Source organism: Streptomyces sp. NPDC051286, assembly GCF_044455345.1.
Taxonomy (GTDB): domain Bacteria; phylum Actinomycetota; class Actinomycetes; order Streptomycetales; family Streptomycetaceae; genus Streptomyces.
The window spans coordinates 31,475-47,172 of record NZ_JBITER010000033.1 but is presented as its reverse complement, the minus strand read 5'-3'; the positions used below and the strand labels follow the sequence as shown (position 1 = coordinate 47,172).

Below are 15,698 nucleotides of genomic sequence, written 5' to 3'. Positions count from 1 at the left end.
CTACCCATTAGGCTGGGGCTCGGCCCCGTATTGCCGCCATACCGCTCGTTATCGCTCGTCCGAGGAGCTCCCGTGCTTGAGGCATTCTTCACCACCCTGCTGGTTCTGGTCTGCGTCGGCGTTCTTGCCTTCGCGGCCCTGACCGTGAAGAAGCTGTACCAGGGCCAGCGCTGACCCGAGTCCGCACCACTCACCACTCCCTCACAGATCGTCTGAGCCGCTCATGATCGAGATCCCGTCCGACCTCCACCCGGACCTCGTCCCGCTTGCCTTCCTGCTCGGCAACTGGGCGGGCGCGGGTGTCTCCGACTTCCCCGGCGCCGAGAAGTGCAACTTCGGCCAGGAAGTCTCCTTCAGCCACGACGGCCGGGACTTCCTGGAGTACGTCTCGCATTCCTGGGTGCTCGACGCCGAGGGCAACAAGGTCAAGCCGCTGGAGACCGAGTCCGGCTACTGGCGCATCGACAAGGACCGCAAGGTCGAGGTCGTCATGGTCCGCGACCAGGGGGTCATCGAGATCTGGTACGGCGAGCTCGCCCACCAGAAGCCGCAGATCGACCTGGTCACCGACGCGGTGGCCCGCACCGCGGCCTCCGGCCCGTACAACGGCGGCAAGCGCCTCTACGGCTATGTGAACAGTGACCTGATGTGGGTCGGGGAGAAGGCCACCCCCGACGTGGAGCTGCGCCCGTACATGTCGGCGCACCTGAAGAAGGTCGTCACCCCGGAAGAGGTCGAGGCGATGGCGAAGAGCCTCGGCGACCTGCCGGACGACGGCATCGCGTTCTTCAAGTAGCCGCACGGCTCCCAGGCACGCGCACGACCAGCGGTCAGGGGCTCACCCGGTCCTACACTGGGCCTGTGGTGAGCACCGACTGGAAGACCGATCTTCGACAGCGCGGCTATCGGCTGACGCCGCAGCGGCAGCTTGTCCTGGAAGCCGTCGACACACTGGAACACGCGACGCCCGACGACATCCTCGCCGAGGTGCGCCGGACGGCGTCCGGTGTGAACATCTCGACCGTCTACCGCACCCTGGAGCTCCTGGAGGAGCTTCAGCTGGTCAGCCATGCCCATCTGGGGCACGGGGCACCGACGTACCACCTGGCCGACCGCCACCACCACATCCATCTGGTCTGCCGGGACTGCGAGGACATCATCGAGGCCGATGTCGACGTCGTCGCCGAATTCACCACGAAGCTGCGGGACAGTTTCGGCTTCGAGACCGACATGAAGCACTTCGCGATCTTCGGCCGCTGCGCCGACTGCATGGCGAAGGCGGCGGCCGGTGAGCCGGGCGATCGGGCGGCCGATCGGCCCTGGCCGCCCGCGTCCGCGCGGTAACGGCCTCCCCCGCGGTAGGGAGTGGGCTCCCGACGCCCTGCGACTCCTCCCCCAAGCTCTCGGCTTCGCTCAAGCAGGGAGGGACCCCCTTCCGCGTTGTCGTCGGTCACCGACGCTCCGCGTCGACTCCGTCCTCCGCCTTGCCATCGAAGCCGCACGCCGCTCGCTGATCCACTCCCTACCGCAGGGGAGGCCGTAAACCGAGTCGTACGCTGGTCGCATGAAGAGCCCCCTGCTGTCCCTGCCCGGCGCCGTCCCCGCCGAGGGCCGCGACGAAGGTGTCGCCGCGCACTACGGAGACTTGTTCCGCGAGCAGCGAGCCCTCGCCGACGGCACCGGCCTCGTCGACCTCTCGCACCGCGGCGTCGTCACCGTTACCGGTAGCGACCGGCTGGCCTGGCTGCACCTGCTGATCACCCAGCACGTCAGCGAACTCGCTCCGGGGGAGGCCACCGAGGCGCTGATCCTCACCTCGCACGGGCACATCGAGCACGCCCTCTATCTCGTCGACGACGGCGAGACGGTGTGGATGCACGTCGAACCGGGCACCCAAGGCGACCTGATCGCCTATCTGGATTCGATGAAGTTCTTCTACCGGGTGGAGGTCGCCGACCGCACCGAGGACTTCGCCGTCGTGCACCTGCCGGCCGGCTCCATCGCGGAGGTCCCCGAGGGCGTCACCGTACGGGAGGCACCGCACGGCCGTGACCTGTTCCTGCCCCGCGCCGACCTGGAGACCTACGCCGCCGAGAACGGCCCGGTGGCCGGCATCCTGGCCTACGAGGCGCTGCGCGTCGAGGCTCACCGCCCCCGGCTCGGCTTCGAGACCGACCACCGCACCATCCCGCACGAGCTGGGCTGGATCGGCACCGCCGTCCACCTCCAGAAGGGCTGCTACCGCGGTCAGGAGACCGTGGCCCGAGTGCAGAACCTGGGGAAGCCGCCGCGCCGGCTGGTCTTCCTGCATCTGGACGGCAGCGACGTGATCCTGCCCGGACACGGCACCCCGGTGCGGCTCGCGGCGGACGGGGCGGAGGGGCGTCAGCTCGGCTTCATCACGACGTCCGCTCGCCACCACGAGCTGGGCCCGATCGCGCTGGCGCTGGTCAAGCGGAACGTGGCGGTGGACGCGGAACTACTCGCGGGGGACACCGCGGCCGCCCAGGAGACGGTCGTCGAGCCGTAGATCCGCTACGCGCGGCCGTCTACGGACGCGCACGGCCGAACCCGGCTCAGACCTCGATCAGTACGGTGAACGGGCCATGGTTCGTGAGCGAGACGCGCATGTCCGCTCCGAACCGGCCCGTCTCCACCTGCGCGCCCAGCGCCCGCAGCTGCGCCACCACCTCGTCGACCAGCGGTTCGGCGATCTCGCCGGGCGCCGCGGCGTTCCAGGTGGGCCTGCGACCCTTCCGGGCGTCCCCGTAGAGAGTGAACTGTGAAATCACCAAAAGCGGTGCATTCACATCGGAGCACGACTTCTCACCCTCCAGGATGCGCACCGACCAGAGCTTGCGGGCGAGCTGCGCCGCCTTCTCCGCGGTGTCCCCGTGGGTGACTCCGACCAGCACACACAGCCCTTCGCCGACGATTTCGCCGACCACCTCGGGCCCGTTTCCGTCGCTCGCGCCGTCAGCCACCGTGACGCTCGCGCCGTCCACTCTCTGTATCACCGCACGCATACAGACCAACCTATCTTGGGCTGAACGGGTACAGAGCATCTGCATAGGCACGGTGTGGGGTGGCACCATGCACGGGAGGTGGTGTGCCGACGCACCGGTCGAGGGGATGGACAGAGCATGAGTACATATGGAACCGGGCAGTCCCCCGGTGTCGTATCGGTCACGCGTGCCGCCGCCGGTACCAGTACGAGTACCAGCACCATGCGTCCGCCCGTGCAGCGGACCGGTCCCGGCCCGGGCGACGGCCTGCCCGGGCCCTCGCAGCCGGAGCTGGGCGCCCTGCGACTGCCGGAACTGCGCGCGCTGCGCCGCGACGCGCAGCGCGATGAGGCAGACCTCAGTTACGTACGCCGTCTGGTCCAGGGGCGGATCGACATCCTGCGGGCCGAGCTGGCCCGCCGCCGGGACCCCGAGACACCGGTCGTGGACCGGCTCTCCGAAATCCTCGCCGACACCCCGTCGCGGCACCGCTCGTCCGCCCGGCACGTGACGCTGACCACGCCGCGGAGCGACGAGTTCCGCCGACTGGCCGCCGAGACACTCGCCGAGGTCGAACTCTCCGACCTCGACGCCCGTACGGACGCGGAGCTGCACACCGCGATGGGACGGCTCGTCCGCTACGAACAACAGGTCTCCCGCCGCCGTCACCAGCTGCAGTGCACCACGGACGATTGCAGTGCGGAGATCGCCCGCAGGTACCGTGAGGGGGAAGCACAAGTAGACGACCTGCTCACCTGAAGCGATCCTTCCGGGGCGGGTCCCGCACAGCCCCGGAAGGCCGCCGCGATGAGCTCCACCCCCTTCATATCCCCGGCGGCCCCCGCGCTGCCCGTGCTGGCCGAGGTCGTACGGTCCGGCTTCGTCGAAGGCCACCACCGGGGCTCGCTGGTCGTGCTGGCCGCCGACGGCAGTGTGGAGCAGGCGCTGGGAGACCCGGCCGCGGCGGTCTTCCCGCGCTCCTCGAACAAGCCGATGCAGGCCGCCGCCGTGCTGCGGGCCGGGCTCGACCTCTCCGGGGAACGGCTGGCGCTGGCCGCTGCGAGCCACTCCGGCGAGGGGTTCCACCTCGATCTCGTACGCAAGATGCTCGCCGAGCACGGACTGACGCCGGACGATCTGCAGACCCCGCCCGATCTGCCGCTGGACCCGGCGGAGGCGGAGACCTATCTCGCTGCGGGCGCCGTCCGCGAGCGGATCACCATGAACTGCTCCGGCAAGCACGCGGCGATGCTCGCGGTGTGCGCACGCAACGGCTGGGACCCGGCGACCTATCTGGACCCCGCCCACCCGCTTCAGCAACTGGTCCACCAGGCGGTCGAGGACGCGGCGGGCGAGCCGGTCACGGCCGTGGGTACGGATGGCTGCGGGGCCCCGCTGATGGCGATCAGCCTGGTCGGTCTGGCGCGGGCGTTCCGCTCGTTCGTGCTGGCCGAGGCGGGCACCGCGGAGCGCCGGGTGGCGGATGCGATGCGCGCCCACCCGGAGTACGTCGCGGGCACCCGGCGCCCCGACACGTGGCTGATGCGCGAAGTGCCGGGCACGCTCTCCAAGATGGGCGCGGAGGCGGTCCAGGCGGTGGCGCTGGCGGACGGCCGGGCACTGGCATTCAAGATCGACGACGGTGGCGGGCGGGCGCTCGGCCCGGTGCTGGCCAGGGCGCTGGAGCTGCTCGGCATCGACGCCCCGGTGGTGGACCGGATCGGCCGGGCGCCGCTGCTGGGCGGCGGCGCGGAAGTGGGCGTGATCCGGGCGGCGTTCTGACCGTTCGGGTCCCTCGGGGATGCCGGGAAAACCTGGCGACATGGCCCGTCCCGTACGCCTAGCTTGGGGCGCATGAGCCTTGAGTTCCGTACCGTCACCGAATCCGAGTACCCCAGCTGGCTGCGTGCCGTGAAGACCGGCTTTCTGAGCCCGCCGACGGTGACGGAGGAGGAGGTCGCGAGCCGCCTCCCGCACACGGATCTGGCCCGTACCCAAGGGGTGTTCGACGACGAGCGGTGCGTGGCGTCGTTCCGGTCGTTCGCGCAGGAGCTGACGGTCGTCGGCGGCGCCACGGTGCCGTCCGACGCGGTCAGCAACGTCACGGTGTCGCCCACACACCGCCGGCGCGGGCTGCTCAGCCGGATGATGGCCACGGACCTGGCGGCGGCGAAGGAGCGCGGCGACGTGGTCGCGACGCTGATCGCCGCCGAGTACCCGATCTACGGGCGGTACGGGTTCGGCCCTGCCACCTGGACCACCGAGTGGGAGATCGACGTCCCCCGGGCCGGCCTGGACCCGCGCTGGTCGGGCCCGTCCGCGGCGGACGGCGGCCGGATCGACCTGGTGGACGGGGCGGACGTACGCAAGATCGGCCCCGCCCTGCACGACCGGCTGCGCGCCCGGCAGCACGGCGTGGTCAGCCGCGGAGACCGCTGGTGGCAGCTGAAGACCGGCGAGGACGTGCCCGCGCCGGGTTCATGGACGGAACCGTTCCACGCGGTGTACCGCAACGCGGACGGCGAGGTCGACGGCCTGCTCGGTTACCGCGCCGACGACAAGTGGGGCGACGCGAAGCAGCCGCTGAACCGGGCGTCCGTCCTCGGTCTGATCGCCGAGACCCCGGCGGCGGAACGGGCGCTGTGGCACTTCGTCTGCTCGATCGACTGGGTCACCACGGTCCGCTCCGGCTACCGCGCCCCCGACGACCTGCTTCCCCTCCTTCTCCCGGACCCGCGCGCGGCCCGCATCGTCACGCAGGCGGACTGGATGTGGGTGCGCGTCCTGGATGTCGTACGAGCCCTGGAGGCGCGCACCTACGCCGTGCCGGCCTCCCTGACCCTGGACGTCCACGACCCGGCCGGCCTGAGCGGCGGCCGCTTCCGCCTGGACGCCGCCGCGGACGGCGCGTCCTGCACGCCGACCACGGAGCGCGCCGATCTGGCCCTGGACATACGGGAGCTGGGGACGCTCTACCTGGGCGACGAATCGGTGCTCCGGCTCACGGCACTGGGCCGGATCGACGAACTCACGCCGGGCGCGGCGGCGGTGGCGGACGGGGTGTTCCGGGCGGGACGGCGCGCCTGGTGCCCGGATGAGTTCTGACCGCGTGCCACGCACCCCCTCCTAGGATGGATCCAAGGGCGGAGCTCCGCCCCGGGTGGGGGACGTCGCAGGCCCGGGGGCCGCGGTCCGGGGGCGGCGCGGAAGGTGGTTCAGGTGACTGGAACATACGGTTCATCGGGCGGTACGGGCCTGCCGGCCAGCATCGAAGCCGCCTGGGGGCTGCGGGAGCGTCCGGTCAAGGGACCGAAGCCCGGCCTGAGCCTGGCCCGCATCGTGGGGGCCGCGGTGGCGGTGGCCGAGTCCGAGGGGCTCGGAGCGGTCTCGATGGGGCGGGTCGCGAAGGATCTCGGCGCCTCGACGATGTCGCTCTACCGCTATGTATCGGCCAAGGGTGAGCTCTACGTCCTGATGCAGGAGGCGGCCCTGGGCCCGCCGCCCCCGCTGCCGGCGCTGGCGAGCGGCGCGGGCTGGCGGGAGGCGCTCCGGCAGTGGGCGTGGGCGCGGCGCGAGGTGTTCCACCGCAATCTGTGGATGCTCCGCATCCCGGTCGCGGGTCCGCCCGCCAGCCCCAACAGCCTCGCCTGGTGGGAGCAGGGCCTCCAGGCGCTCGACGGCACCGGTCTGAGCGAGAGGGAGGGGGTCTCGGTGATCCTTCTCGTTGCCGGTTTCGTACGGAACGAGGCGCTGCTGAGGGCGGACCTCGCCGCCGCCGTCGAGGCGCGGGGCGTCTCGCCGCAGGAAGTGATGAACGGGTACGCGCGGACACTGGACCGGCTGGTCGACCCCGTGAGGCACCCGGCGCTCTCGCGGCTGCTGGCGTCCGGGGCGCTGGGCACGCCGGACGATCCGGACGATGAGTTCGCGTTCGGACTGGAGCGGGTGCTGGACGGGGTGGAGGTCCTGCTGCGGGGCCCGACCGGACGGGCGGAGCCCGGACCGGGCAGGGGTCCGGGCATGGAGGCGGAGGTTCCGGATCCCCGGCCCGTCACGCCTTTCGCGTGCTGAGCAGTACCTCGCCGACCAGGCCGCGCCCCTCGATCGCCGCAGGCGCCTGCGCCGCCTGCTCCAGTGGGTGGACCTGCCCGGTCACCGGGTGCAGCCGCCCGGTACGCACGGCGGGAGGACCGGGAGTGGTCCCGGAACGCGCCCGACCGGATCCGGGTCGCCACGAAGAGCGTGTCAACGTCACTCACCTCGATCACCACCTCGCCGGGCCCCGCCACCGGGCCGGGCCGCTCGGCCGGAACCAGTACCTCCGGACCGCCCAGCTCCCTGACCAGCGCCACACGCATGCGGACCACACCCCTTCGCCTTCGGCCGGCCGGCCGCTCCGGTGCCCGTGTTCCCGCCCTCGGACGCCAAGTCCGGTTGCGGTCAACGGCGTACGCTTCATGGTCATGAACGGAGAGAAGGCCCGACCCGGGACCGCGGCTCAGCCGCTGATCAGCCTGCGGGAGCGGAAGAAGCAGCTGACGTACCAGGCAGTTTCCGATGCCGCGATCGCCATGTTCCTGGAGCGGGGCTTCGACAAGGTCTCGGTGGCGGAGGTGGCGGCCGCCGCCGACATCTCCAAGCCCACGCTGTTCCGGTACTTCCCAACCAAGGAGGACCTGGCGCTGCACCGGTTCGCCGACCACGAGGACGAGGCGGCGAGGATGGTCGCGGCCCGCCCGGAGGGCGAATCGCCGCTGGACGCCCTGCGCCGCCACTTCCTCGACGGCCTGGAGCGGCGCGACCCGGTGACGGGGCTCTGCGATGCGCCGGAGGTGCTGGCGTTCCACCGGATGCTGTATGGGACGCCGTCGCTGGTGGCCCGCCTGTACGGGTACCAGAGCCGCTCGGAGGCGGCGCTCGCGCGTGCGCTGGGCGACGGAGTGCGGGACCGGCTGGCGGCAGGGCAGATCATTGCCGTGCAACGAATCCTGGCGATGGAGAGCTGGCGGCGGATCGACGCCGGGGAGAGCGCGGACGAGGTGTACGGGGACGCGGTGCGAGCGGCCGAACTCGCCTTCGTGCAACTGAGGTCGGGGATCGAGGGGGACCGGTAGGGCGGGCGGCCCCGCCCGGCCCGACAGGCTCTCAGACATGGGGGCCGTCCCCGGGGTGCAGTACCGCTTCCGCGGTCTTTCGTCCCTGTTCACCCAGCCGGGGCTGGTCAACGGCGCGGTGGGTCTCATCCTGGCTCCGCTCGGCCGCCTGGCGCTGGTACTCGGCTTCACGGTCACGGCGGACGGGATCACCGAGATCGACGTGATCGCGAACCGGGGCCTCCTCAGCCAGGTCGATATCGCCGTGCTCGACGCCTGAGAGCCTGATGTCCACGCCCGGCGCCGTACCGAGTCGCCCGCGCGAGACGCGGGAACGGCAACGGCGCCGGCGTTAGGCTGGCCCGGTGACGCTTGAGGATCTCGTACGGCTGCGCCGGGCCCGGGACGTGATGGACCGCGACTACGCCCAGCCCCTCGATGTCCCGGCACTGGCGCGCGTCGCGCTCATGTCGCCCGGGCACTTCTCCCGCAGCTTCCGGGCCGCCTACGGGGAGACCCCGTACAGCTACCTGATGACCCGCCGTGTCGAGCGGGCCAAGGCGCTGCTGCGGCGGGGAGACCTGAGTGTGACGGAGGTCTGTTTCGCGGTCGGCTGTACGTCGCTGGGGTCGTTCAGCTCGCGGTTCACCGAGCTGGTCGGCGAGAGCCCGAGCGCGTACCGGGCCCGCAGCCACGATCCGGGCGCGGCCATTCCGGCGTGCGTCGCCAAGATCCTCACGCGACCGGTCAGGAACGGACCGGTCACGATCGGGGAAGCGGAAACCGCTGACCGCCCGTAGCGTCGAAGGCATGAACATCAAGCTGTCCCAGTGCTTCATCGCTGTCGACGACCATGACAAGGCGCTCGTCTTCTACCGCGACGTTCTCGGCCTGGAGGTACGCAACGACGTGGCGTTCGAGGGGATGCGCTGGGTGACCGTCGGCTCACCCGCGCAGCCGGACGTGGAGATCGTCCTCGAACCGCCGGCCGCGAACCCGAACGCCTCGCCGGCCGACAAGCAGGCGATGGCCGAGCTGCTGGCCAAGGGCATGCTGCGCGGCGTGATCTTCTCCACCGACGACTGCGACGCCACCTTCGAGCGCCTCCGGGCCGCGGGCGGCGAGGTGCTCCAGGAGCCGGTCGACCAGCCGTACGGCGTCCGCGACTGCGCCTTCCGCGACCCGGCCGGCAACATGCTGCGCTTCACCCAGCCGCTCGGCCGGTGACGTCCGCTCGCTGTGGAGCGCGCGTCAGCTCCTGCCGTCTCCGGCGTCCTGTCCCGACGGCCGCAAGGGACGTGCGCGACCTCCGTTCGCCCCCGACGCCTCGGTGAACTCGCGGTCTCCGCCCGGGCGCGCATCCGCGCCCGCTCGCGCTGTCCGCGCAGTCCGTCCACCGGGCGGCCTTCCGCGGCCTCCGGAGGTGATCGAGCGCTCGGCCGGGCGGGGCCGCGAGGCGCGCGCCGTCGAGCAGGAATCGAGAAGCCCCGGTCGCCGACCCGTAACTAACGTGACGGCCATGGACATCACCATTCGCACGGCCTCCCTCCCGCATGACGACCCGGACGCCGCCCTGGCCTTCTACCGCGACACTCTCGGCTTCGAGGTCCGCAGCGACGTCGGACACGGCAAGATGCGCTGGATCACGGTCGGTCCCGTCGATCAGCCCGGCATTTCCATCCTCCTGGCGCCGCCGGCCGCCGACCCCGGGGTCACCGAGGACGAGCGCCGCACCATCGTCGAGATGATGGCCAAGGGCACCTACGGCTGGATCCTGCTGGCCACCCGGGACCTCGACGGCACCTTCGAGAAGGTGCAGGCCGGCGGCGCCGAGGTCGTCCAGGAGCCGACCGAACAGCCCTACGGCGTCCGCGACTGTGCCTTCCGCGATCCCGCGGGCAACCTGATCCGCATCCAAGAGCTTCGCTGAGCCGTTCGGTCATCGATCTGCCCGCGGTGGCCGGTGTCGCGACCGCCGCGAAGTACGCGGCGGCCGGCGCTTCCGTGCTCCTGCGTCCCGGGCGGGCCGGCCACCGGCCCCCACCTGGCCGCCGCCCGCCCCACCCTCAGCATGTATCCAGGTCCTCGCACACATGGATGAAAGGGGCTCTCTCATGTGTCACCCCGCGTGGATGCGCGCACTTACCGCTGCGCAGCGCCTGAGCGACCTCGCGCGACTGCGCCGCGTCCGCGACCGGATCGACCGGGAGCACGCGCAGCCGCTGAACGTCGAGGCGCTCGCCCGCGGCGCGAACATGTCGGCCGGGCACCTCAGCCGGCAGTTCCGCCTCGCCTACGGCGAGTCGCCGTACGCCTATCTGATGACGCGCCGCATCGAGCGCGCGACGGCGCTGCTGCGGCGCGGCGACCTCAGCGTCACCGAGGTCTGCTTCGCGGTCGGCTGCTCATCGCTGGGCACCTTCAGCACCCGCTTCACCGAGCTGGTCGGCATGCCGCCCAGCGCCTACCGGCGCCGCGCTGCGGGCGCTGCGGAGGGGATGCCGTCGTGCGTGACGAAACAGGTGACCAGACCGGTCAGGAATCGAGAAGCACCGGCGGCCGAGCCGCAACTAGCGTGACGGACATGACCTCCATCGAATCCATCACCCTCGAGGTGGCCGACCCCACGGCCGCCAACCGCTTCTACACCACTGCCTTCGGTTTGGGCACTCAGCTGCGCCTGCGGGCCTCCGAGGCGCCGACGACCGGCTTCCGCGGGTTCACGCTGTCGCTCACGGTGTCCCAGCCGTCCACCGTCAACAGCCTCGTCGACGCCGCCCTCGACGCCGGTGCCACGCCGCTGAAGCCGGCCTCGAAGTCGCTCTGGGGCTACGGCGGTGTCGTACAGGCCCCGGACGGGACGATCTGGAAGGTCGCGACCTCGGCGAAGAAGGACACCGGCCCGGCCACCCGGGAGATCGACGAGATGGTGCTCCTGCTGGGAGTCGCCGACGTGACCGCGAGCAAGCGGTTCTACGTCGACCGCGGCCTCGCCGTGGCGAAAAGCTTCGGCAGCAAGTACGTCGAGTTCGCCGCTGGGCCGGGTCCCGTCAAGCTGGCGCTGTACAAGCGCCGTGCCCTTGCCAAGGACGCCGGCGTCCCTGCCGACGGCACCGGATCGCACCGGCTCGTGCTCGGCGGCGACGCCGGGGCTTTCACCGACCCGGACGGGTTCGCCTGGGAGGCCGCATCGCTGACAGGCACGCACTGATCCGTCACCGCTGGGATTCAGGCGCTGTCGCCGCCGAACGGATGCGTACGTCGCGTGTCCACCGGGCCCACAGGACGGGCGGTGTGCGCGAGGCCATCAGGGCGCTGGAGGCCACGCCGTCAGCGAAGCCCGAGGCCTCGATGGACCGACCGACGACCGACGGAGCCCCTCCCCTGGAGGAAGGGCTTTCCACGATGTGACTGGAGGAAGCATGACAGGCACGCCGCCGCGTGGGCTCGAGGAGAGGCTGCGGGACACGCGCGCGAAACTGGAGAGCGACGTTGATTCCTGGGTCGCGACGCCGGGCTCCCCGGGCGTCCACCTCATCCCGCTCTCGTACCGCTGGGACGGGACCGCGTTCCTCATTTCGACGCCGCGTGCCTCGGTCACCGGCCGCAACCTGCGGGCGGACGGCCGGGTGCGTCTCGGCCTCGGGCCGACGCGCGACGTCGTCGTCGTCGACGGCACCGCCGAGCCGGTGGACATCGCCGACCTCGCGCCGGGGACGGGCGACGCATTCGCGGCCAAGACCGGTTTCGACCCGCGTGAACTCGACGAGCCCTACCAGTACTTCCTGATCCGGCCGCGGCGCATCCAGGCCTGGCGGGAGGCGAACGAGCTGCAGGGACGAGACCTCATGCGCGACGGCCGCTGGCTCGGCTGACCGCCGCGCGGGAACGCGGACTCCGTACCTCCGGCCTGACGACGGAATCACGGACGAGGAACGAGGCGCGATGAAGGAGCGCGCCCAGGAGCTGAGGACGGTCGCGCGCCGCAGCCCGCGGGCGGCCAAGGCGGACGCGGAGAGCGACGTACTCGCTGAGTCCTGCCGGCCTGGCCGGGCGGTGCGCCTGATGCCCAAATGGCTGTTCCGGCACCGGTGTTCATCGCAGCGTGAGTGAGGTCTCGGATGCGACGCGGTTCAGCTTCTCCGGGTTGCGGACATAGTAGAGGCCGGTGATGCGGGCGTCCTCGACGTGGATCGCCATGATGCCGTCGAACTCGCCGTCCAGGCGTACGAGGAGTGCCGGGTTGCCGTTGACCACGGTGGGGTCACAGGTGATCGTGCCTCCGGTCTTGCCGGAGGTGCCAAGGTAGAAGCGGACCACCTTCTCGGCGCCGATGACCGGCCGCAGCGCAGCCCGCTTGACGCCGCCGCCATCGCTCACAAGGACGACCTCCGGGGCGAGTATGTCGAGGAGGCCCTGTGGATCTCCGGTTTCGAGCGCGCGCTGGAACGACTCCAGAACCGCCCGGGTCTCGCTCGGGGAGACCACCCTGCGAGGGCGGCGGGCATCGACGTGCCGGCGGGCGCGGTGCGCGATCTGGCGGACGGCCGCGGGGCTCTTGCCGACGGCCTCGGCGATGTCGTCGTAGCTGACCTCGAACACCTCGCGCAGCACGAACACCGCTCGCTCGGTCGGCGAGAGCCGCTCGAGCACGAGCATCATCGCCATCGACAGACTCTCGGCGAGCTCGACATCCTCGGCCACGTCCGGCGTGGTGAGCAGCGGCTCGGGCAGCCACGGGCCGACATACGCCTCCCTGCGGCGCTTCATGGTGCGCAGCCGGTTGAGTGACTGCCGGGTCGTGATCCGGACCAGGTAGGCGCGCTGGTCGCGCACCTGCGCCAAGTCGACCTCGACCCATCGCAGCCAGGTCTCCTGGAGGACGTCTTCGGCGTCGGCCGCCGATCCGAGCACCTCGTATGCGACGGTGAAGAGCAGGTTGCGATGCGCGACGAAAGCCTCGGTCGCCGGGTCAGTGGCGTGGTCGCTCATGTCTCGACCCCTCTCCTTCGCGGCCGGCCCTGGTTACCGACGGCCTTCAAGCGTGCCTCCACGGCAAGGTCCTTTCGTTGGCAGCCGTTCGATCCGACCCACCTGTTCCCTTCCACCGGGAGTGTGGCACCACCCGGCGTACGGCTGTGACAGGCCAAGTTGACTGCGATTCGCTGCTCGAAGGGCCGCTGATGAAGGCATGTCGTGCGGCGGCGCCCCGCGATAGGGCGTCGCCGCACGCCATGTGCTCCGGATCCGTTGTGGCCGGACCGGACCGACCACGAGTGCCCGGTTAGGCTGCCCGTTCAGCGGTGGCTGGCGCCTCGCCGCGCTCGGCCTGCAGCAGCTGCTGGCGCTTGGCACCTCCTGAGACGCGGTGCAGGCTGTACGAACCGGGCTTGCCCGCCTCATCGGCCAGATGCTTGACGATGCCCTTGCACACGAACTCCTTGAGCTTCGCGCCAGGGCGACCGTCGATGTGGAACCACAGCGCGACGTCGTACCTGTGGGCGAACTGGAAGATGCCGGCCCGTCGGCCCAGGCTGATGCACTGGCCGGCGAACACCTGGTTGAGGGTCGAGGGCTGCTCACCAGCGATCCGGCTGAGCACCGTGTCGGCGGCCCGCGCGCCCAGAGGCATCGCGGCCTGGCAGCTCATCCGCAGCGGTAGGTCCGACGGTGCCGCCGAGTCGCCGGCCGCGACGATGCGTACGTCGTCCACGCTGGTCAACGTCTCGTCCGTGAGCAGGCGGCCCAGGGCGTCGGTGCTCAGCCCGCTGCGCACGGCCAGGTCCGGCACGCCGAATCCGGCGGTCCAGATGGTTACCTTGCTCGGCAGCTCGCGGCCGTCGCGGAGCTGCACGGCATCGCGGGTCACAGCCTTCACCAACGCGCCGGGGCCGTCGAGCACGGTCACACCGAGTTTGGCCAGCCGCTTGGCGACCGAGCGTCGGCCCCGAGGGTGCAGATACGGGCCGAGCCCCCCTCCGCAGACCAGGGTCACGGCGCGGCCCGACTCCGCCAGCTCGGAGGCGGTCTCGATGCCGGTCGGACCGGCTCCGACAACCGTCACCGCCGCCGTCGCGGGCACGGCGTCGAGGACCGGCCGCAGCCGTCCCGCCTCCTCGAAGGTGGCAAGCGGGTGGGCGAACTCCGCCGCCCCGGGCACACTCGGGTCGGCGCTGCCACTTCCCGCCGCGTAGACCAGGTAGTCGTAGCCGACCGTGCCGCCCGACGCCAGCGTCACGCTGCGCTCGGCCGCGTCAATCCGTGACACGGTGTCGACCACCAGACCGACGCCCTCGGCCAGGACCTCTCGGTAGTCGACGACCGCGTCGTCGGACCCGCCCACCAGTTGGTGCAGGCGGATCCGCTCGACGAAGGCCGGGCGCGGGTTGATCAGCGTCACGGTCACGTCGTCGCGCTGCGTCAGGCGATTGGCCGCCATGACGCCTGCGTATCCGCCGCCGATCACGACCACATCGGTGTTCTCAGCCATGGTGTCTCCTCCGTGTCCAGGGGGTTCGACCTCAAGACACCGCGTGACCGATCACTGTGACAGCCTGTGAGGCGGATCACTCTGCAGGTGTGGGCTCGGTGCTGTCCGTTCCAGGTAGAACTGCGGATCGCCGCGAAGGCCGCCGAGTTGCGGGCCCTGGGCTGGACGGTGAGCGCACGGACGGTCGAGCGGATGCGGGCCCGCTAGCGGGATCACGGGGGCTGGGGGCTGGTCGATCCTCCAAGGTGTGCACGGCCGGGTCGTACTCCGGCCGTGGCCCGGCTCCGACACCGCTCTGCCGCCCGGACTCCAGCTCCAGCAGATGCCGTTCCCGGGCGGCGGCCTTCTCCGCCTCCTGCGGCGGAACGGTGTCCAGCAACGCGAAGGGCGCCACCACCGGGCCCGTCCCGCTGACCAGAGCAGTGGCGTCGTGTCAGTTGACGAGTTGGGGGCACCCGGCGGGCGACGGGTCGGACCGCGGTTGTCACCGTCAGCGGTAAGTGCGGGACTGGGGACGTTGCTCAGGTGTTCCGGCGCCGCACGTAGTAGGCAATCGTGACGATGGCGACTAGCGGTCCCCACAGCAGCATCGGCAGGTAGCAAGCATTCATGATCCACGCTGCCACGCCGTGGGGAGCCTCGGACCCACCCGCGTCGGCGGGCGTGCGTCCCCAGAACATCCGCAAGGACAGCGCGGTGACCGCGAGTGCCCCTAGTGCCGCTGGAACAACCGCCGCCCATATCGGGATGCGTCTGCCGCCCAGGTAAGGGATCCAGCGCGGGGCTGTCTCGCCCCACGGCCTGACCAGGCCAATCGTGAGGAGTGCAAGTCCTTCGGTGAAGAGGGTCAACAGGGTGATGTAGGAGGAGGTTTCCAGGCCGGGCTGCCAATCCTGGGCCAGTTGCCCGCTGAAGCCGACCGGGATGCCCACGGCCATGGCCATCCGCCACAACCCCGACGGCAGGACGGCCATCGGTACGGCGTGCGCCATCCGGTTCGCCCAGGGGGGCACCGCGACAGAAGCGACGTCGGCATGGGCGGACAGGGTGTTCCCGGTAAGCATGACAACCTCCCGAATGGCGTGTGCCTCAAGCTTCCGCCCCGCACGC

Annotated in this window: 22 protein-coding genes; 17 read left to right on the top strand and 5 right to left on the bottom strand. The window is 71.0% G+C overall.

The features are described from left to right. Positions 1 to 223 precede the first annotated feature (223 nt). From ACIBB8_RS27400 to ACIBB8_RS27390, 3 genes are all read left to right on the top strand, one after another. A complete protein-coding gene (locus ACIBB8_RS27400) occupies positions 224 to 796 on the top strand; it encodes an FABP family protein (RefSeq protein ID WP_037695873.1) in 573 nt (190 codons plus the stop codon). A gap of 65 nt (positions 797 to 861) precedes the next feature. Further along, positions 862 to 1,344 (top strand): Fur family transcriptional regulator, encoded by a 483-nt coding sequence (locus ACIBB8_RS27395; protein WP_398956504.1) that lies wholly within the window; start codon positions 862 to 864, stop codon positions 1,342 to 1,344. A 220-nt stretch (positions 1,345 to 1,564) separates the two neighbouring features. Further along, on the top strand, positions 1,565 to 2,530 hold the full coding sequence (locus ACIBB8_RS27390; RefSeq protein ID WP_398956501.1) for a YgfZ/GcvT domain-containing protein: 966 nt from the start codon (positions 1,565 to 1,567) through the stop codon (positions 2,528 to 2,530). Positions 2,531 to 2,576: 46 nt separating this feature from the next. Here ACIBB8_RS27390 and dtd read toward each other — a convergent pair whose 3' ends face one another. Beyond that, the gene (dtd, locus tag ACIBB8_RS27385; protein WP_398956499.1) at positions 2,577 to 3,026 is read right to left on the bottom strand and encodes a D-aminoacyl-tRNA deacylase; all 450 of its coding nucleotides are present in this window, start codon (positions 3,024 to 3,026) and stop codon (positions 2,577 to 2,579) included. A gap of 117 nt (positions 3,027 to 3,143) precedes the next feature. On the opposite strand from dtd, the gene ACIBB8_RS27380 reads away from it, so the two are divergent. The 4 genes from ACIBB8_RS27380 (at position 3,144) to ACIBB8_RS27365 (ending at position 7,076) form a co-directional block, all read left to right on the top strand. Further along, on the top strand, positions 3,144 to 3,764 hold the full coding sequence (locus ACIBB8_RS27380) for an ABC transporter substrate-binding protein (protein ID WP_398956497.1): 621 nt from the start codon (positions 3,144 to 3,146) through the stop codon (positions 3,762 to 3,764). 48 nt (positions 3,765 to 3,812) lie between these two features. Then, positions 3,813 to 4,787 (top strand): asparaginase, encoded by a 975-nt coding sequence (locus ACIBB8_RS27375; RefSeq protein WP_398956494.1) that lies wholly within the window; start codon positions 3,813 to 3,815, stop codon positions 4,785 to 4,787. Between the two features lie 72 nt (positions 4,788 to 4,859). Continuing rightward, the gene (locus ACIBB8_RS27370; protein WP_398956492.1) at positions 4,860 to 6,110 is read left to right on the top strand and encodes a GNAT family N-acetyltransferase; all 1,251 of its coding nucleotides are present in this window, start codon (positions 4,860 to 4,862) and stop codon (positions 6,108 to 6,110) included. Between the two features lie 114 nt (positions 6,111 to 6,224). Then, a complete protein-coding gene (locus tag ACIBB8_RS27365) occupies positions 6,225 to 7,076 on the top strand; it encodes a TetR/AcrR family transcriptional regulator (RefSeq protein ID WP_398956490.1) in 852 nt (283 codons plus the stop codon). On the opposite strand, the gene ACIBB8_RS27360 is transcribed toward ACIBB8_RS27365, so the two are convergent. Beyond that, positions 7,057 to 7,185, bottom strand: coding sequence for a hypothetical protein (locus ACIBB8_RS27360; RefSeq protein WP_398956488.1), 129 nt, complete (start codon positions 7,183 to 7,185; stop codon positions 7,057 to 7,059). The two genes, ACIBB8_RS27365 and ACIBB8_RS27360, sit on opposite strands and share 20 nt — an antisense overlap. 277 nt (positions 7,186 to 7,462) lie before the next feature. Here ACIBB8_RS27360 and ACIBB8_RS27355 point away from each other — a divergent pair, with 277 nt between their 5' ends. The 9 genes from ACIBB8_RS27355 to ACIBB8_RS27315 all read left to right on the top strand — a co-directional run bounded on the left by ACIBB8_RS27355 (position 7,463) and on the right by ACIBB8_RS27315 (position 12,211). Then, positions 7,463 to 8,119 (top strand): TetR/AcrR family transcriptional regulator, encoded by a 657-nt coding sequence (locus tag ACIBB8_RS27355; protein WP_398956486.1) that lies wholly within the window; start codon positions 7,463 to 7,465, stop codon positions 8,117 to 8,119. Positions 8,120 to 8,156: 37 nt separating this feature from the next. Then, positions 8,157 to 8,378, top strand: a complete 222-nt coding sequence (locus tag ACIBB8_RS27350; protein WP_398956484.1) for a hypothetical protein — start codon at positions 8,157 to 8,159, stop codon at positions 8,376 to 8,378. Positions 8,379 to 8,463: 85 nt separating this feature from the next. Beyond that, the gene (locus ACIBB8_RS27345; protein WP_398956482.1) at positions 8,464 to 8,898 is read left to right on the top strand and encodes a helix-turn-helix transcriptional regulator; all 435 of its coding nucleotides are present in this window, start codon (positions 8,464 to 8,466) and stop codon (positions 8,896 to 8,898) included. Positions 8,899 to 8,908: 10 nt separating this feature from the next. Beyond that, positions 8,909 to 9,325 (top strand): VOC family protein, encoded by a 417-nt coding sequence (locus ACIBB8_RS27340; protein WP_398956480.1) that lies wholly within the window; start codon positions 8,909 to 8,911, stop codon positions 9,323 to 9,325. A 292-nt stretch (positions 9,326 to 9,617) separates the two neighbouring features. Beyond that, a complete protein-coding gene (locus tag ACIBB8_RS27335) occupies positions 9,618 to 10,028 on the top strand; it encodes a VOC family protein (RefSeq protein WP_398956478.1) in 411 nt (136 codons plus the stop codon). Positions 10,029 to 10,212: 184 nt separating this feature from the next. Further along, positions 10,213 to 10,677, top strand: coding sequence for a helix-turn-helix transcriptional regulator (locus ACIBB8_RS27330; protein WP_398956476.1), 465 nt, complete (start codon positions 10,213 to 10,215; stop codon positions 10,675 to 10,677). A gap of 5 nt (positions 10,678 to 10,682) precedes the next feature. Continuing rightward, a complete protein-coding gene (locus ACIBB8_RS27325; RefSeq protein WP_398956474.1) occupies positions 10,683 to 11,309 on the top strand; it encodes a glyoxalase in 627 nt (208 codons plus the stop codon). A gap of 211 nt (positions 11,310 to 11,520) precedes the next feature. Further along, entirely contained in the window at positions 11,521 to 11,973 is a 453-nt protein-coding gene (locus ACIBB8_RS27320; protein WP_398956472.1) for a pyridoxamine 5'-phosphate oxidase family protein, read from the top strand. A 70-nt stretch (positions 11,974 to 12,043) separates the two neighbouring features. Next, positions 12,044 to 12,211, top strand: coding sequence for a hypothetical protein (locus ACIBB8_RS27315; RefSeq protein WP_398956470.1), 168 nt, complete (start codon positions 12,044 to 12,046; stop codon positions 12,209 to 12,211). Here ACIBB8_RS27315 and ACIBB8_RS27310 read toward each other — a convergent pair. Then, positions 12,194 to 13,090, bottom strand: coding sequence for an RNA polymerase sigma-70 factor (locus ACIBB8_RS27310; protein WP_398956467.1), 897 nt, complete (start codon positions 13,088 to 13,090; stop codon positions 12,194 to 12,196). The two genes, ACIBB8_RS27315 and ACIBB8_RS27310, sit on opposite strands and share 18 nt — an antisense overlap. 292 nt (positions 13,091 to 13,382) lie before the next feature. Continuing rightward, positions 13,383 to 14,588: an NAD(P)/FAD-dependent oxidoreductase gene (locus ACIBB8_RS27305; RefSeq protein ID WP_398956465.1), complete on the bottom strand. Its 1,206-nt coding sequence runs from the start codon at positions 14,586 to 14,588 to the stop codon at positions 13,383 to 13,385. 66 nt (positions 14,589 to 14,654) lie between these two features. On the opposite strand from ACIBB8_RS27305, the gene ACIBB8_RS27300 reads away from it, so the two are divergent. Next, the gene (locus ACIBB8_RS27300; RefSeq protein WP_398956463.1) at positions 14,655 to 14,795 is read left to right on the top strand and encodes a hypothetical protein; all 141 of its coding nucleotides are present in this window, start codon (positions 14,655 to 14,657) and stop codon (positions 14,793 to 14,795) included. A gap of 314 nt (positions 14,796 to 15,109) precedes the next feature. Here ACIBB8_RS27300 and ACIBB8_RS27295 read toward each other — a convergent pair whose 3' ends face one another. Beyond that, positions 15,110 to 15,652: a hypothetical protein gene (locus ACIBB8_RS27295; RefSeq protein ID WP_398956461.1), complete on the bottom strand. Its 543-nt coding sequence runs from the start codon at positions 15,650 to 15,652 to the stop codon at positions 15,110 to 15,112. Positions 15,653 to 15,698 lie beyond the last annotated feature (46 nt).

Excerpts from the sequence above, each read along its gene's own strand:
- ACIBB8_RS27295 (WP_398956461.1), bottom strand. The coding sequence starts at position 15,652 with ATGCTTACCGGGAACACCCTGTCCGCCCATGCCGACGTCGCTTCTGTC.
- ACIBB8_RS27330 (WP_398956476.1), top strand. The coding sequence starts at position 10,213 with ATGTGTCACCCCGCGTGGATGCGCGCACTTACCGCTGCGCAGCGCCTG.
- ACIBB8_RS27320 (WP_398956472.1), top strand. The coding sequence starts at position 11,521 with ATGACAGGCACGCCGCCGCGTGGGCTCGAGGAGAGGCTGCGGGACACG.
- ACIBB8_RS27400 (WP_037695873.1), top strand. The coding sequence starts at position 224 with ATGATCGAGATCCCGTCCGACCTCCACCCGGACCTCGTCCCGCTTGCC.
- dtd (WP_398956499.1), bottom strand. The coding sequence starts at position 3,026 with ATGCGTGCGGTGATACAGAGAGTGGACGGCGCGAGCGTCACGGTGGCT.
- ACIBB8_RS27375 (WP_398956494.1), top strand. The coding sequence starts at position 3,813 with ATGAGCTCCACCCCCTTCATATCCCCGGCGGCCCCCGCGCTGCCCGTG.
- ACIBB8_RS27380 (WP_398956497.1), top strand. The coding sequence starts at position 3,144 with ATGAGTACATATGGAACCGGGCAGTCCCCCGGTGTCGTATCGGTCACG.
- ACIBB8_RS27335 (WP_398956478.1), top strand. The coding sequence starts at position 9,618 with ATGGACATCACCATTCGCACGGCCTCCCTCCCGCATGACGACCCGGAC.
- ACIBB8_RS27305 (WP_398956465.1), bottom strand. The coding sequence starts at position 14,588 with ATGGCTGAGAACACCGATGTGGTCGTGATCGGCGGCGGATACGCAGGC.
- ACIBB8_RS27370 (WP_398956492.1), top strand. The coding sequence starts at position 4,860 with ATGAGCCTTGAGTTCCGTACCGTCACCGAATCCGAGTACCCCAGCTGG.
- ACIBB8_RS27310 (WP_398956467.1), bottom strand. The coding sequence starts at position 13,090 with ATGAGCGACCACGCCACTGACCCGGCGACCGAGGCTTTCGTCGCGCAT.
- ACIBB8_RS27340 (WP_398956480.1), top strand. The coding sequence starts at position 8,909 with ATGAACATCAAGCTGTCCCAGTGCTTCATCGCTGTCGACGACCATGAC.
- ACIBB8_RS27355 (WP_398956486.1), top strand. The coding sequence starts at position 7,463 with ATGGTCATGAACGGAGAGAAGGCCCGACCCGGGACCGCGGCTCAGCCG.
- ACIBB8_RS27350 (WP_398956484.1), top strand. The coding sequence starts at position 8,157 with ATGGGGGCCGTCCCCGGGGTGCAGTACCGCTTCCGCGGTCTTTCGTCC.
- ACIBB8_RS27325 (WP_398956474.1), top strand. The coding sequence starts at position 10,683 with ATGACCTCCATCGAATCCATCACCCTCGAGGTGGCCGACCCCACGGCC.
- ACIBB8_RS27390 (WP_398956501.1), top strand. The coding sequence starts at position 1,565 with ATGAAGAGCCCCCTGCTGTCCCTGCCCGGCGCCGTCCCCGCCGAGGGC.
- ACIBB8_RS27315 (WP_398956470.1), top strand. The coding sequence starts at position 12,044 with ATGAAGGAGCGCGCCCAGGAGCTGAGGACGGTCGCGCGCCGCAGCCCG.